Here is a 15,588-nt window from a genome sequence, read left to right as displayed (position 1 = left end):
CCCAGGAGACAAGCATCAATCCCCCATCCATTCCCCCCAGGCGCATGGTCGCCAACGTCGGCGCCCTCGTGGCGCGCAGCGCGCGCGCCAACGCTCGCCGCGTCGCTGTGATGAGCCCCGCGCGCACGCTCACCTACGCGCAGCTCGAGCAGCGCAGCAACCGCCTCGCCAACGCGCTGCTGGGCCTCGGCCTGGCGCGCGGCGACCGCGTGGGCATCTACCTGGCCAACTGCGCCGAGATCGTCGAGGTCGAGATCGCCTGCTACAAGGCCGGCCTCGTGAAGGCGCCGTTCAACTCGCGCCTGTCGCCCGGCGAAGTGGGCGAGATCGCCGCCAACAGCGAGGCGGCGATCATCGTCACCACCCGCGAGCGCGCCGAGAGCTTCCGTGCGCACATCCGCGGCGAGATGCCCCGCCTGCTGCTGATCGACGGCGACGACGCCACCGGCTACGAGGCCGCGCTGGCCCGCGCCGGCGATGCATTCACGCCGGTGGAAGTGCATGCCGACGAACTCGCCGTGCTGCACTACACCTCGGGCTCCTCGGGCGTGCTGAAGGCCGCGATGCAGACCTTCGGCAACCGGCTGGCGCAGCTGCGCAAGTTCCTGATCCGCTCCGAGGGCATGCACGAGGGCCACATCCTCGGCCTCGTGGGGCCGGTCACGCACGCCTCGGGCATGCAGATCGTGCCGGCGCTGTGCAGCGGCGTGACGATCCGCCTGTTCTCGGGCTTCGAGCCGGCGCGCTTCATCGCCGACATGCGTGCCGACCGCGTGACGCACACCTTCATGGTCCCGACCATGATCAACATGCTGCTGGGCGAGCTCGAAGGGCAGTACCGCCCGCTGCCCGACCTGCAGCGCCTGGGCTACGGCGCCGCGCCGATGGCGCCCGCGCGCATCCTCAAGGCCATGGACGTGTTCGGCCCCGTGCTCTCGCAGGGCTACGGCGCGGGCGAGACCACCTCGGGCGTGTGCGCGCTGACCACGAACGATCACCTCCATGCCCGCGCCGCGCGCCCCGAGCGGCTGGCCTCCTGCGGGCGCCCGCTGCTCGAATGCGACGTGCGCATCGTCGACGACGAGGGCCAGCCCGTGGCCACCGGCGAGATCGGCGAGATCGTGGTCGGCGGCGAGGACATCTTCGCCGGCTACTGGCGCGCGCCCGAGCTCACGGCCGAGGTGCTGAAGAACGGCCGCTACCACACCGGCGACCTCGCGCGCATGGACGAGGAGGGCTACGTCTACATCGTCGACCGCAAGAAGGACATGGTCATCAGCGGCGGCTTCAACGTCTATCCGTCCGAGGTCGAGGCGGTGCTGTTCCAGCACGAGGCGGTGCAGGAAGCCTGCGTGTTCGCGATTCCCGACGACAAGTGGGGCGAGTCGGTGGCGGCGCACGTGGTGCTCAAGCCCGGCCGCGCAGCCGACGGCTCGGCCATCGACGCCTTCTGCGGCGAGCGGCTGGCCGGCTTCAAGCGCCCGCGCCGAATCGAGTTCGTCGAATCGCTGCCGAAGAACCCCAACGGCAAGGTGATGCGCAAGGCGGTGCAGGCCCCGTACTGGGCGGGCCAGGAGAGGATGGTGAACTGAGATGGATGCGACGACGACACCCGTCACCAACAACATGGCGCCGATCTTCGCGGGCCCCTTCGAGGGCTCGGAGCGCGCAGCCGAAGTCATCGTGCGCGTGCAGGCCTTCCTGAACGGCGAACTGGCCGATCTCGCGCGCGAGCATGACGTCGACAGCGAGCGCGGCGCGTCCCGCGAGCTGCTGCAGCGCGTGTGGAAGCGCTCGCGCGAGCTGGGCTTCTACGGCATGACGCTGCCACAGAAGATGGGCGGCATGGGCCTCGAGGTGCTCGACCACGCGCTCATCAAGGAAGCGATCTACGCCACCGGCTCGCCCTTCGCGCCGCACGTGTTCGGCGAGCTGAGCGGCCCGCCGCGCGTGGGTGCGCTGGCACGCTTCGCGACGCCGTGGCAGATGAAGAACTTCATCGTGCCCGTGGCCGAGGCCGAGAAGGCCATCTGCTTCGCGCTGACGGAAGAGCAGGCCGGCTCCGACGCCGGCGCGGTGCAGACGCACGCGGTGCGCGACGGCGACGACTATGTCGTCAACGGCCGCAAGCGCTTCATCTCGGGCGCGCCCTTTGCCGACTTCGCGGTGCTGGTCGCCTCCACCGCCACCGATCCCGCGCAGCGCGAGGTGTCGGCCTTCTTCGTCGACCTGTCTGCACCGGGCGTGCGCGTGGAGTCGGGCTACAAGACCATGGCGGGGCAGTCGGGCACCGGCAACATCGTGTTCGAGAACGCCCGCGTGCCGGCCGCGAACCTGATCGGCGAGCAGGGCCGCGGCCTGGCGCTGGCGCTGGGCCGCATCACCGTCAACCGTCTGCTGCATTGCCCGGCGATGGTCGGGCTGGCGCAGGTGGCGCTGCGCGACGCGCGCGACTACGCGCTGCAGCGCAGGCAGTTCGGCCGCGCCATCGGCCAGTTCCAGGCCATCCAGCACATGCTGGCCGACATGGCGACCGAGCTGGCCGCTGCACGCGCGCTGATGATCCACACCGCGCGCCAGATCGACGCCGGCTCGGACGCGCGCGCCGAGGCCTCCATGGCCAAGCTGTTCTGCTCCGAGACCGCCTTCCGCGTGGCCGACCGCGCGGTGCAGATCCATGGCGGCGAAGGCATCGTGCAGGGCCGGCGCGTGGAGTTCCTCTTCCGCCTGCTGCGCATGTACCGCGTGCTCACCGGCACCAGCGAGATCCAGCGCAACACCATCGCCAAGGAGCTGCTGGTGTCCGAGACGGGCTAGGGCGCCCCGCGCGTTCCGAGAAGCAGCGAAGTGACGAAGAGATACAAGAAACCGGAGACAAGACGAATGACCGATCCGCACCGCCGCAGGCTGCTGGGCCACGCCCTGGCCGCCTTGCTGCTGCCCCTGGGCCCCGGCCTCGCGCAGGCCGAGGAGGCCTACCCCAGCCGTCCCATCAAGTGGGTGCTGCCCTACCTGGCCGGCACCGGGCCCGACATCACCGCACGCATCCTTGCGGAAGCCGTGGCGCCGGTCATCGGCCAGCCGGTGGTGATCGAGAACAAGGCCGGCGCGGCCGGCAACATCGGCGCGCGCATCGTCGCCAAGGCCCCGGCCGACGGCTACACCTGGATCTACTCGGCCGCGCCCATGGCCGCCAACATGCGCATGTACCGCAACCCGGGCTACGACGCGCTGAAAGACTTCCGCCACGTGATGCGGCTGTCCAGTTCCGACGTGGTGCTGATCGTGAACGCCAGTTCCGACATCCGCAGCCTGGCCGACCTGGTGGCCAAGGCCCGGGCGCAACCCGGGCGGCTGGCCTATGCCTCGGGCGGCGTGGGCACGCCCTCGCACCTAGGCGTGGAGATGCTGCTGTCGGCCGAGAACGTCAGCTCGCTGCATGCGCCCTACAAGGGCGCCTCGGAGCTGGTCAACGCGGTGCTGGGCGACCAGGTCGCGTTCGGCATGCCGATCCTCGCGGTGGCCTACCCGCAGATCCTGGGCGGCAAGCTGCGCGCGCTCGCGGTGGCCGGAACGACGCGCAACCCCATGCTGCCGCAGGTGCCCACGCTGGCCGAGCTGGGCGTGAAGGGGGCCGAGCTCACCTCGTGGGGCGGCATCTCCGTGCCGGCGGGCACGCCCGATGCGGTCGTGCAGCGCATCCGCGCAGCCTTCGAGAAGGCGCTGGCACAGCCCAGGGTGGTCGCGGCGCTGCAGGAGCAGGGGGGCAGGGTCGACATGCAGGACGGGCCGGCCTACACGAGCGGCTTCACTAGAGAAATGGTATTCACCGAGGCCATGATGAAGAGGGTGGGGCTCGAGCCTCTCTGACATCGCCGGGCGCGGCCATGACTTTGGGCACTTACGGTGCCCACAGGCGCCCCCTAGCATCCCGGGATGACAGAGACCGACAGGCCCTCATCCCCGGCACAGGAGGCATCGCAGGACCCCGCCCGGCCGCGCGCCATCCTGGTCGTGGACGACCACGACCTGGTGAGGATGGGCGTGTGCGCGCTGCTGCAGGCCAACACCTCGGCGATGCCCATCGAAGTGCTCGAGGCCGGCGACCTGGCCGAGGCGATGGCCGTCTACGAGGCTAACGAGGACGCCATCGAGCTGGTGCTGCTCGACCTGGCCCTGCCCGACACGCAGGGGCTGAGCGGCCTCATGGCGTTCCGCGAGCGCCATCCCGCCGCGCGCGTCGTGGTGCTGTCGGGCACCGGCACCACCTCGCTCGCGCAGGACACCCTCGCGCAGGGTGCGATGACGCTGGGCGCCTTCGCCTACCTGCCGAAGTCCGCCACGCTGCGCGAGGTCGTGAGCTTCATCCGCGCCTGCGGCCTGCTCGGCGGCGACGCGGTGAACTACCAGCCGCCCGCGCCGCCTGCGCCGGCGGAGGCGGTGGCGCCGTCGTCCAACCATGCGCGGCACAAGCTCACGAAGCGGCAGCTGCAGGTGCTCAACTGGCTGCTGGAGGGCAAGAGCAACCATGAGATCGCCGTGCTCGCAGAGATCAGCGAGGGCACGGTCAAGAACTATGTCGCGGGCATCCTTCTGCAGTTCGGCATGCGTTCGCGCGCGCAGTTGATCAGCAGCCTGCGCTGAGCCGAATCCTGCGCAGGCAGGCAAACGGGGCTCGACGAAGACCCCGAAGGGAGACAAGGGACATGAACAAGAACGATCCGGCCCCGGGGCACCTGCCCCTCGACCCGACCCTCGAGATGCGCGTGCTGCGCGAGCACGTGGCCTCGCTGTACGCGGGCCACACCACGGCCATCGTGGCGCACATGGGCTTCGCCATCGGCATCGGGTGCTTCGGCTACTTCTTCGTCGATCCGGCCTTCAGGCTGCTGATCGTGGCGCTCATCACCGCGATCGTGCTGGTGGACCTGTATGCCATCGCCACGCCGCGCTGGACGCCGCAGGTGCCGCTGGAGGAGACGCCGGCCTGGGCCAGGAAGTACACGCGCATCGTCACCGCGATCAGCACCGTGACCGCGCCCAGCAGCCTTTTTCTGGTGAGCATCCAGGACTCGATGCTCACCACCTTCGTCACGGTGGTCATCATGGGCAGCTGGACCCGCGCCGTGCAGGCGCGCTGGCCGCTGCGCACCGCGATGTTCGGCTACGGCATCCCGATGATGAGCGGGCTGATCCTCTCGCTGGCCTGGTACGGCGGCGCGCTCAACTGGTTCCTGGCGGGCTTCGCCTTCGTCAACCTGGTGCTGACGCTGAGCGAGGGCGTCAGGCAGAACAAGCGGCTGACGGCCACGCTGATCCTGCAGTTCGAGAACGAGGCGCTAGCGGCCCAGCTGCGCGAGCAGATCGCGGCCACCGAGCGCGCCAGCGCCGAGAAGACCCAGTTCCTGGCCGCCGCCAGCCACGACCTTCGCCAGCCCATGCACGCCATCGCGCTCTTCGGCGCCGCTTTGGGCAACACGCTGCGCCACCGACCCGAGGAAAGGAACGTCGAGCGGCTGATGCGCGCCGTCAACGCGCTGGGCGCCTCGCTGGACACCATGCTCGACATCTCCCGCCTCGACGCCGGCGTGGTGGAGCCCGAGCCGCACGCGCTGTCGCTCGACGAGCTGTTCCTTCCGCTGCACAACACCTTCTCCGTGCAGGCCGAGCGCAGGCGTCTGCAGCTGCGCGTGCGCGCCAGCGGCCTGTGGGTGCGCAGCGACCGGCAGCTGCTCTACCGCATGCTCTCCAACCTCGTCGACAACGCGCTGAAGTACACCCGCCAGGGCGGCGTGACGGTGGTTGCGCGCAGCCGCGGCGAGCAGGTGTGGATCGAGGTGCGCGACACCGGCATCGGCATCGCCCCCGAGCAGGCCGAGCGCATCTTCGAGGAGTTCTACCAGGTGAACAACCCGGGGCGCGACCGCTCGCGGGGCCTGGGCATCGGGCTTTCGATCGTGCGCCGGCTCGGGCGGCTGCTCGGCCACGAGGTCGAGATGCGCTCGCGCCCCGGACGCGGCACGCGCTTCCGGCTCACCGTGCCGCTGGCCGAGGCCGGCGAGGCGCCGCGCGACGGCCTTCCGCTGCCGGACTCCGAATCGCTCGTGCGCCATTTCTTCCAGGTCCCGGAACTCGGCGGGCGCGTGCTGCTGATCGACGACGAGGAGGACATCCGCGAGGCGATGACCGAGCTCATGCGCGCCTACGGCATCGACGCGGTGGCCGTGGCCGACGAGGACGAGGCGGCGGAAGTGCTCATGCAGCCCGATGCGGACCTGAACCCCGTGGCACTGCTCATGTGCGACTACCGCCTGGCCGAGGGCGCCGAGGGACTTCAGGTCGGGCTGCGCCTGCGCGAGCGCTTCAGGCTCGATGCGCCGATGCTGCTGATCACCGGCGAGACCGCGCCCGAGCGCCTGCAGCGCGTGCGCGAGTGGGGCGTGCCGGTGCTGTTCAAGCCGGTCAGCGCGGCCACGCTGATGCAGGCCATCAACGAGCTGGTGCACGTCGACGCGCAGGCGAGCGAGGCCTGAGCCCGCCGCTCACTGCGCGCCGACGTGGCCCTGGTGCTGCGGCAGGTCGTCCGTGATCGTGAACCACGGCGCCTTCGAGCCTACGAAGATGTGCGCGCTCGGGCGGATGGAGGGTGCATCGACCAGCGTGCCCAGCGTGACGTGCACGTACTGCCCCTCGCGCACCACCGAGCACAGCAGCGAGCCGCACTTCGCGCAGTGCAGGTCGCCCGCGTCGGGCTCGCCGTAGACCGCGATGCCGTCCTCGCCCCGCGTGATGGCGAACTTGCGTCGCTCGATGCCCGCGAAGGGCTTGAAGGCCGAGCCGGTCGCGCGCCGGCAGTCCGAGCAGTGGCAGTTCAGCGAGTAGGCGAACTCGTCGGCCACCTCGTAATGAACGGCGCCGCACAGGCACCTGCCGGCAAGGATGCTCACCCGGCCAGTCCCACGTACACGTTCTGCACGTCGTCGTTCGCGTCGATGGCCGCGAGGAAGCTCTCGACTTCCTCCAGCGCCTCGGCGCCCAGGCTCGCGGGATCGATGGGGTTCTTCGGCTTGTAGCCCAGCTTGGCCGACAGCACCGTGAAGCCCTGCGCGGGCAGTGCGCGGCTCACGAGGTCGAGATCGGTGGGGTCGGTGAGGAAGACGGCGGGGTGGTCCTCGCCGGCCGGCTCGAAGTCCTGCGCGCCGGCCTCGATGGCGGCCACTTCGGGGTCGGCATCGGGCTTCGCGGGTTCGGCCTCGATCATGCCGACGTGGTCGAAGTCCCACGACACCGAACCCGAGGTGCCGAGCTGGCCCTTGCGGAACAGCACGCGCATCTCGGGCGCGGTGCGGTTCACGTTGTCGGTGAGGCATTCGACCATCACCGCCACTCGGTGCGGTGCGAAGCCTTCGTAGATCACGTGCTCGTAGTTGACCGATTCACCCGTCAGGCCCGCGCCCTTCTTGATGGCGCGGTCGAGCGTTTCCTTGGGCATCGATGCCTTGCGGGCCTGTTCCACCGCCAGCCGCAGGCGCGAGTTGGAGGCGGGGTCGGCGCCGTTGCGCGCGGCCACCACGATTTCCTTGACGAGCTTGCCGAACAGCCGGCCCTTGGCGTTGGCGGCGATGTCCTTGTGCTTGGCTTTCCACTGGGCGCCCATGTCGTTTCCTTGAATGAATGTGTATTGCTTGCGGCCTTGTCTGGCTCTTTGGAAGAAAGAAAAGGGCTGGATGACCGGGAAGGGCGACTACTGTAGCCTTCTTCCCATGACCGCTCCACAAGACACCTCGTACGTCACGCCCTTCGAGGCAGGCAACGGCAACCAGACCGCCACCTGGGCCGAATGCATCGCCTTCTACGAGCGGCTGGCCAGGGACTTCCCCGGCGTGCTGCGCTGGGGCGAGATCGGAACCTCGGACACCGGCGTTCCCCTCCATGCCGGCGTGGTCAGCGCCGACGGCGTGTTCGACCGCGAGACGCTCGAGCGGCAGGGCCGGCCGGTGTTCTTCAACAACAACGGCATCCACCCTGGCGAGCCCGAGGGCATCGACACCTGCATGGCGCTGGTGCGCGACTTCTGCACGCGGCCCGACCGGCTGGCGGCGCTGGGCCGGACGGTGTTCCTGTTCATCCCGGTCTACAACGTGGACGGCTGCATCGAGCGGCAGAGCACCTCGCGCGTGAACCAGCTCGGGCCGGAATCCTTCGGCTTCCGCGGCAACGGCCGGCACCTGGACCTGAACCGCGACTTCATCAAGTGCGACAGCCTCGCCGCGCAGGTGTTCAACCGCTTCTTCACCGCGTGGGACCCGGACGTGATGGTCGACACCCACACCTCCAACGGCGCGGACTACAGCTACACCATGACGCTGATCCCGACCCAGCCCGACAAGCTCGGCGGCGGGCTCGGCGCGTTCCTGCGCGAGAGCATGCTGCCCGCGATCTACGCAGGCATGGAGCGGCGCGGCTGGCCCACCTGCCCGTACATGAACCTGCTGGCCGAGACGCCCGACGACGGCATCGAGGACTTCCTCGACCTGCCGCGCTTTTCCACCGGCTACGCCGCGCTGCACCACACCATCGGCTTCATGCCCGAGACCCACATGCTCAAGCCCTTCGCCGACCGCGTGGCCTCGATGCGGGCGCTGGTGGAGACGGTGCTCGACTTCGCCATCGCGAACGCGGCGCGCATCCAGGAACTGCGCCGCGAGGCGAAGGCGAAAGCCGCGCGGCAGACGCGCTGGCCGCTGACCTGGCGCAACGACCGCAGCCGGCCCGCGAGCCTGCGCTTCAAGGGCTACAGCGCGGTCCGCACGCCCAGCCTGCTGGGCAACTACGAGCGCCTGGCCTACGACCGCAGCCAGCCGTGGGAGAAGGACATCGTCCATTTCGACCGCTGCATCGAGGAAGCGACGGCCGCTGCGCCCAGGGCCTACCTCGTGCCGCAGGCATGGCGCGAGGCGATCGAGCGGCTGGCGTGGAACGGCGTCGCGCTCGAGCGGCTCGAGGAAGACCGGCTCTTCGACGCGGTGCGCGTCTACCGCATCCGCGACGTGGCCTCCCGCCCCAACGCCTACGAAGGCCACATGTTCCACGACGAGGTGGTGCTGTCGGAAAGCACCGAGCCCTTCCAGGCGCGCGCGGGCGACGTTCTCGTCTCGCTGGACCAGCCGGGTGCCCGCTATGCCGTCGAGACGCTGGAGCCGCTCGCGCACGACAGCTTCTTCCGCTGGGGCTTCTTCAACAGCGTGCTGGAGAAGAAGGAGAACTTCTCGGCCTACGTCTTCGAGGACACCGCGCTGCGCATGCTGGAAGACGAGCCCGGGCTGAAGCGCCTGTTCGAGCAGTGGAAGGCCGACAACCCCGACAAGCTGGGCGACCCGCAGGCGGTGCTGGGCTTCATCTTCGCGCACGGCCGGCGCCATGCGGAAGCGGGATGGCGCCGCTATCCCGTCGTCGCGCTGATGCAGCCGGGTCTCAACCCGCCGGCCTGAAGCCCGGCAGGGCGTGCATGCGCCGCCGCAGCGCTTCCACGAAGGCCGTGACCCGCGCCGGCCGGTACAGCCCCGGCGGCAGCGCGACGTGCACGCCGATGGGCTCCAGCCACCAGTTCGGCAGCACGCGCTTGAGGCGGCCGGCCTGCATGTCGTCATGGCACATCCACGGCGCCGCCGCGCCGATGCCCGCGCTGTTGAGGATCGCGCGGTAGCTCGCGAGCAGGCTGTCGGTGCGGATGGGCGTGTCCAGCGGCACGATGCGCGAGCGGCCCGCTCGATTGATGAGCCGCACATTGCCCGTCACGTACGGGATCAGACCCACGCACGGCACCTGGGGTAGCCGGGCGAGCGTGATGGGGCCGGTGCGCTTGAGCAGCTCGGGCGTGGCGATCAGAACCCGCTCCATGCGGCCCACGGTGCGGCAGACGAGGCCGGGGTCGCGCACTTCGCCCACGCACACCCAGCACTCGGCGCCGGATGCTGCGAGGTCGACCACGCGGTCGGTCAGCGTGAGCTCCACGCGCAGCTGCGGATGCGCCGCGCGCAGGTCGGTCACCGCGTCGGTGAGGAAGCCGGTGCCGTAGCCGGAGGGTCCGATCACGCGCAGTGTGCCCTCCGGCCGGCTCTGGCCGCCCTGCAGCCGCTGCGAGAGGCCCGACCAGCGGTCGGTCAGGTCGTGCGCCTCGGCCAGCAGCGAGCGGCCTTCGTCGGTGAGCGAGAAATTGGCCGTGTTGCGGATCGCCAGCTTGACGCCCAGCAGGCGCTCCAGTTCCAGCAGGCGGCGGCTCACCGTGGGCTGTGTGGTGTCGAGCAGTCGCGCCGCCTTGCTGAGCGATCCGCTCTCGCCGATGCGGATGAAGGTCTGGAGCAGGTCGAGGCGGTCGTGGGTGTTCTTCATGCGCCAGACGTATAGCACTTCATCGGACCATACGTCTACCCGCAAGGGCCGGCCGTGCCTATCGTCTGGGGCCTTCAAGACCTGCGAACGAATGGATTACCCGCCGATGAGCGCCTCGACGATCGAAGACAAGACCCCCCGCACCGTGGGAGACACGCCCAAGGGCGGTTCCGTGCTCGGCTTCTACGCCGCCAAGGGCACGCCGCGGCCGCCGCGCATCGCGCGCGGCGAGGGCGTCTACCTGTGGGACGAGGGCGGGCACCGCTTCCTCGACGCCACGGCCGGTGCGGTGGTCGCCAACATCGGCCACGGCAATCCGCGCGTGCTGGCCGCCATGCAGGAGCAGGCGGCGCGCGTCACCTTCGCCTACCCGCGCTTCTTCGAGAGCGAGCAGAGCATCGAGCTGGCCGACCGCGTCTGCGCGCTGGCGGGCGAGGGCTTCGACCGGGCCTTCTTCGTCTCGGGCGGCTCCGAGGCCAACGAGTCGGCGATCAAGCTGGCGCGGCAGTACGCGGTGGTCACGGGCCAGCCGAAGCGCGCCAAGGTCATCTCGCGCAACCCGAGCTACCACGGCTCCACGCTGGGTGCGCTGGCCGTGACGGGCGATGCGCACACCCAGTCGATCTACGGGCCGATGGTGCGAGAGATGCCGAAGGTGAGCGCGCCGCTGTCCTATCGCATTCCCGACGGCCACACCGCCGAGAGCCACGCGCTGGCCTGCGCCGACGAGCTCGAGACCACCATCGTGCGCGAGGGCGCCGACACGGTGCTGGCCTTCATCATGGAGCCGATCGGCGGGCTCTCGACCGGCGCGGCGGTGGCGCCCGCCGTGTACTTCGAGCGCGTGCGCTCCATCTGCGACCGCCACGGCGTGCTGCTGATCTACGACGAGATCATGAGCGGCGCGGGCCGCACCGGCGCCTTCCTCGCGGCGCACCACTGGGCCGGCGCGCGGCCCGACTTCGTCACACTCGCCAAGGGGCTGGCGGCGGGCTACACGCCGCTGGGCGCGCTGCTGGTGCCCGACCGCATCGTCGACGCGGTCGCGGGCAGCGGCGGCTTCGTGCATGGCCACACCTACTTCACCAACCCGCTGTCGTGCGCGGTGGCGAATGCGGTGCTCGGCGAGGTGATCGAGCAAGATCTCGTGAGGCGCGCACGCGACATGGGCGAGCTGCTGATGGCGCGCCTGCGCGAGGTGGCGGCGCGCTCGCCCATCGTGGGCGACGTGCGCGGCAAGGGGCTCTTCACCGCCATCGAGATCGTGGCCGACAAGGCGACGAAGCGGCAGCTGCCGGCAAGCTTCAACGCGCCGGCGCGGCTCACCGAGCACGGCCTGAAGCACGGCATCGCGCTGTACAACCGGCGCGCCAACCTGGGCGCCTTCGGCGACTTCCAGATGATCACGCCGCCGCTGACCATCACGCCGGCCGAGATCGACGAACTGGCGGACCTGCTCGAACGCTCGCTGCGCGGCCTGGCCGACGAGATCGCGGCCAAGGGCCTGGCCACCGCGGCATGACGATGCAGCAGCAGAAGATCCTCCCCCCGCACCGCAGCCTGCAGGTGCCCGGCGTGCACGGCTACACCGACCGCAAGAGCGTGGCCGCCGGCGAGGTGGTGCGCTTCCACATCAGCAGCGACGTGCCCTACACGCTCTCCGTGTGCCAGCTCGGCTCCGACACCGAGGGCCGCACGGACGACGCGGTGCTGCACACCTTCGAGCTTTCGGCGCCGCGCGTGCACCCGATCCACCCCGGCTCCTACGTGCGCGTCGAGCGCGGGCTCGACCAGCCGCTGCGCGCGCTCACGCTCGAATGCTGGGTGCAGGTGTGGAGCCTGGGCACGCGCCAGAGCGTGATCGGGCAGTTCGACCTGCCGGGCGCCTGCGGCTACGGGCTCTTCATCGACGAGGACGGGCGCGCGGTGTTCCACCTGGGCGACGGCGGCGCATTCCGCGCCGAGGGGCAGCTCTCGGGCGGTGCGCTGCAGCCTCGGCGCTGGCACCACGTCGTCGCGACATGGAACGGCAGCGAGACGGTGCTGTGGCTCGACGGAGAAGCCGTCGCGCGCGGCCGCTTCGACGGCCCGCTGCAGCCGGGACGCGCGCCGCTGCGCCTGGGCAGCAGCGGCATCGACGGCCTGGCGGACGCGTTCCTTGAGGGCGACATCGTCATGCCGGCGATCTATTCGCACGCGCTGCAGGCCCACGAGGTCAAGGCCCGTTTCGCCGACCGCGGCCTGCACACGCCGCGCGGCCGTACCGTGCTCGCCTGCTGGCCGCTGCGCGAGGAGCGCGGCGACGTGGTGGCCGATGCCAGCGGCCACCAGCGCACCGGCCGCATCGTCAACCACGGCACCTGGATGATCGTCGGCCCCGCCTTCGAGCCGCACCGGGTGAACGAGTTCTCGGACGACGGCTACGACCCGCTGACGGACCCCACGCGCGGCCACGGCCTGCGCCTGGCGAGCGACGACCTCTACGACTGCCGCTGGCCCGAGAGCCATGCGTTCCGCATGCCGGCGGATGCGAAGTCGGGCGTGTACGTGGGCCGCGTGAGCTTCCTGCTCGACGGCCGGAGCGCCGAATACGACATCACCTTCATCGTGCGGCGCGCTGCGAACCGCGCTCCCGCGCCCGTGCTGGTGCTGTGCGCCACCAACAGCTGGCTGGCCTACGCGGCCACGCCCTTCGCGAAGAACGTCGCGAGCGACCCGGTGTGGCCGCGCCGCTCGGCCGGCCTGCAGAACAGCCTCCCCGAGGCGCCGGCCTTCTGCAGCTACACCTACCACCGCGGCGGCCAGCCCACCTACCAGGTCGGCCTGCGCATGCCCTGGCCCAACGCCAGCCCCAATGCGCTGTACGACCCGGCCGATGCCGGCTTCAGCCAGTGGACCCGGCTGGAGCGCCGCCTGCACGTGTGGCTCGATCGCTGCGGCTACGAGTACGACGTGGTGAGCGACCTCGACCTGCACCGCGACCCGGGCCTGCTGAAGGCCTACGGCACGGTCTTCATCAATGGCCACAGCGAATACTGGTCGCAGCCGGCCTGCGACGGGCTCGACGACTACCTCTCGAACGGCGGCACCGCCATCGTGCTGTCGGGCAACACCATGTACCTGCGCGTGAGCTACGACGAGGAATGCACGGTGATGGAGCAGCGCAAGGTGCGCGGCCCCGGCGACGAGGACGGCGCCGAATCGGTGGAGCTGCGCCCGCCGGCCGGCCCCTACGGCGAGCAGTACCACTCGCAGGACTGGGCGCGCGGCGGCCAGTTCAGGCAGGCCGGGCGTTCGTGCGCCGACCTCATCGGACTGGAGTCGGCCGGCTGGGCCTTCGCCGACGGCGACGACTTCGGCGTGTACCACGCGACGCAGCCGGGGCACTTCCTGTTCACGCAGCCGCATCCCCTGGGGCTCGAAGAAGGCTCCACCTTCGGCCATGCGCCGGGCGGTGGCCTGCCGAGGGCCATCGGCCACGAGTGGGACCTGAGCGTCGCGACGCTGCGCCGCATGACGCGTACGCTGCCCGCGGGCGAGCGCCTGCCAGAGCCGCATCGCGGCATCCAGGTCATCGCCGAGGGGCGCAGGCAGCGCCCCGGGCGGCTCGACGCCTACCTCGACTACTACTCGCAGCCGACCGATTCGCTGGGCGGGCTCTCGGCCGAGATGATCTATTGGGAGCGCCCGCAAGGCGGCCGCGTGTTCAACGCAGGCGCCGTCGGCGCGAGCTGGGTGCTCGGCGCCGACCCCTCATTCGAAGGGCTGCTGCGCAACGTGCTGCACCACTTCGGCGTCCGGCCCGCGACGGGTGCGGACCTTGCAGATCAACCATCCCTGGAGCACGCAGCACCATGAGCACACTCGCCCCACGCACCGCCGACCTTTCAGAACCCGCCGGGCCTGCCTCCCGGCAGAGCACGCTGCGGGTCATCACCGCCATCTCCATCGGCAATGCGCTGGAGTGGTTCGAGATCGTGATCTACGGCTTTCTCGCCGTCACCATCTCCAAGCTCTTCTTCCCGGCCGAGAACGACACCGTCTCGCTGCTCATCACGCTGGGCACCTTCGGCGTGACCTTCGTGATGCGGCCCATCGGCTCGCTGGTGCTGGGCGCGTACGCCGACGCCGGAGGGCGCAAGAACGCGCTGACGCTCTCGATGGCGCTGATGCTGTGCGGCACGCTGCTGATCGCGGTGGCGCCGACCTTCGCGCAGATCGGGCTGTGGGCGCCGGGCCTGGTGATCCTCGCGCGGCTGCTGCAGGGCTTCGCGGCCGGCGGCGAGTTCGGCAGCGCCACCGCGCTGCTGGCCGAGCAGGATCCGCGCCGCCGCGGCTTCTTCTCGAGCTGGCAGTTCGCGAGCCAGGGCGTCACCACCTTCCTGGCGGCCGGCTTCGGCATGGGGCTCAACGCACTGCTCACGCCCGAGCAGCTGCTGTCGTGGGGCTGGCGCATTCCGTTCTTCTTCGGCCTGCTGATCGGGCCGGCGGGGCTGTACATCCGCCGCCACCTCGACGAAGGCCTGGAGTTCAAGCGCGCCGCACAGGAAGCCGCGCCCGTGCGCGCCACGCTGGTCGACCAGCGCGGCCGCACGCTGGCGGCGATGGGGCTCATCATCCTCGCAACCATCGTGGCCTACACGGGGCTCTTCATGCCCACCTTCGCGGTGCGGCAGCTGGGCCTGCCGCCGTCGATGGCCTTCGCGGGCACCTTCTGGTTCGGCGTGCTGCAGTTCGTGCTGGTGCCGCTGTTCGGCAGCATGTCGGACCGCGTGGGGCGCATTCCCGTGATGCGCGCCGCGGCGCTGGTCATGCTCGTGATGATCGTGCCGCTGTTCTACCTGCTGGTGAACCATCCGTCGGTGGCGGCGCTGATGCTCGCGCTCACCGCGATGGGCGTGGTGGCTTCGGCCTACTGGGGGCCGATCTCGGCGGCGATGTCGGAGCTGTTCCCGGCGGCCACGCGCGGCACGGGGCTCTCTGTGAGCTACAGCTTCGGCGTGGCGATCTTCGGCGGCTTCGCGCCCTTCATCAGCGCCTGGCTCATCACGGCCACGGGCAGCAAGATCGCCCCGGCGTTCTACGTGGGCTTCGGCGTGGTGGTGAGCCTGATCGCACTGCGGGCGGCGCGCGGCTACGGCGTGAAATGAAATAGCAGTTTTTTCCAAGCCGGCGCGGCGCGCCGTTCCTAAGCTG

The 15,588-nt window shown here is 70.3% G+C and carries 12 protein-coding genes; 9 read left to right on the top strand and 3 right to left on the bottom strand.

Annotated features, from left to right (window positions below; all coding sequences use genetic code 11):
* Positions 1 to 44: 44 nt before the first annotated feature.
* The 5 genes from ACTJLF_RS15395 to ACTJLF_RS15375 all read left to right on the top strand — a co-directional run bounded on the left by ACTJLF_RS15395 (position 45) and on the right by ACTJLF_RS15375 (position 6,533).
* Entirely contained in the window at positions 45 to 1,592 is a 1,548-nt protein-coding gene (locus ACTJLF_RS15395; RefSeq protein ID WP_440883383.1) for an AMP-binding protein, read from the top strand.
* Between the two features lies 1 nt (position 1,593).
* Positions 1,594 to 2,817, top strand: a complete 1,224-nt coding sequence (locus tag ACTJLF_RS15390) for an acyl-CoA dehydrogenase family protein (RefSeq protein ID WP_440883382.1) — start codon at positions 1,594 to 1,596, stop codon at positions 2,815 to 2,817.
* Between the two features lie 66 nt (positions 2,818 to 2,883).
* On the top strand, positions 2,884 to 3,870 hold the full coding sequence (locus ACTJLF_RS15385; protein WP_019655534.1) for a Bug family tripartite tricarboxylate transporter substrate binding protein: 987 nt from the start codon (positions 2,884 to 2,886) through the stop codon (positions 3,868 to 3,870).
* A 66-nt stretch (positions 3,871 to 3,936) separates the two neighbouring features.
* Positions 3,937 to 4,644: a response regulator transcription factor gene (locus ACTJLF_RS15380; protein WP_132751973.1), complete on the top strand. Its 708-nt coding sequence runs from the start codon at positions 3,937 to 3,939 to the stop codon at positions 4,642 to 4,644.
* Positions 4,645 to 4,706: 62 nt separating this feature from the next.
* Entirely contained in the window at positions 4,707 to 6,533 is a 1,827-nt protein-coding gene (locus tag ACTJLF_RS15375; protein ID WP_019655536.1) for an ATP-binding response regulator, read from the top strand.
* 9 nt (positions 6,534 to 6,542) lie between these two features.
* Here the strand turns inward: ACTJLF_RS15375 and ACTJLF_RS15370 are convergent, their stop codons facing one another.
* A complete protein-coding gene (locus tag ACTJLF_RS15370) occupies positions 6,543 to 6,947 on the bottom strand; it encodes a GFA family protein (protein WP_132751975.1) in 405 nt (134 codons plus the stop codon).
* Positions 6,944 to 7,657: a YebC/PmpR family DNA-binding transcriptional regulator gene (locus ACTJLF_RS15365; protein ID WP_019655538.1), complete on the bottom strand. Its 714-nt coding sequence runs from the start codon at positions 7,655 to 7,657 to the stop codon at positions 6,944 to 6,946. The genes ACTJLF_RS15370 and ACTJLF_RS15365 overlap by 4 nt, the downstream gene beginning before the upstream one ends.
* Before the next feature lie 106 nt (positions 7,658 to 7,763).
* Here ACTJLF_RS15365 and ACTJLF_RS15360 point away from each other — a divergent pair, with 106 nt between their 5' ends.
* Positions 7,764 to 9,491: a M14 family zinc carboxypeptidase gene (locus ACTJLF_RS15360; protein WP_440883381.1), complete on the top strand. Its 1,728-nt coding sequence runs from the start codon at positions 7,764 to 7,766 to the stop codon at positions 9,489 to 9,491.
* Here ACTJLF_RS15360 and ACTJLF_RS15355 read toward each other — a convergent pair.
* Entirely contained in the window at positions 9,475 to 10,392 is a 918-nt protein-coding gene (locus tag ACTJLF_RS15355; RefSeq protein WP_019655540.1) for a LysR family transcriptional regulator, read from the bottom strand. The genes ACTJLF_RS15360 and ACTJLF_RS15355 overlap by 17 nt on opposite strands.
* A gap of 106 nt (positions 10,393 to 10,498) precedes the next feature.
* On the opposite strand from ACTJLF_RS15355, the gene ACTJLF_RS15350 reads away from it, so the two are divergent.
* Genes ACTJLF_RS15350 through ACTJLF_RS15340 form a run of 3 tightly spaced genes read left to right on the top strand, consistent with a single transcriptional unit; the run spans position 10,499 to position 15,542 of the window.
* Positions 10,499 to 11,914, top strand: a complete 1,416-nt coding sequence (locus ACTJLF_RS15350) for an aminotransferase family protein (protein WP_145760200.1) — start codon at positions 10,499 to 10,501, stop codon at positions 11,912 to 11,914.
* Positions 11,911 to 14,250: a N,N-dimethylformamidase beta subunit family domain-containing protein gene (locus ACTJLF_RS15345; protein ID WP_440883380.1), complete on the top strand. Its 2,340-nt coding sequence runs from the start codon at positions 11,911 to 11,913 to the stop codon at positions 14,248 to 14,250. The genes ACTJLF_RS15350 and ACTJLF_RS15345 overlap by 4 nt, the downstream gene beginning before the upstream one ends.
* Positions 14,247 to 15,542, top strand: a complete 1,296-nt coding sequence (locus ACTJLF_RS15340) for an MFS transporter (protein ID WP_440883379.1) — start codon at positions 14,247 to 14,249, stop codon at positions 15,540 to 15,542. Before ACTJLF_RS15345 ends, ACTJLF_RS15340 begins: the two co-directional genes overlap by 4 nt.
* Positions 15,543 to 15,588: the final 46 nt, after the last annotated feature.

The sequence above is a fragment of the Variovorax sp. 22077 genome, from assembly GCF_052044195.1.
Classification (GTDB): domain Bacteria; phylum Pseudomonadota; class Gammaproteobacteria; order Burkholderiales; family Burkholderiaceae_C; genus Variovorax; species Variovorax atrisoli.
Note: the sequence above shows the minus strand (reverse complement) of the source record. Positions and strands in the feature narration are given on the sequence as shown.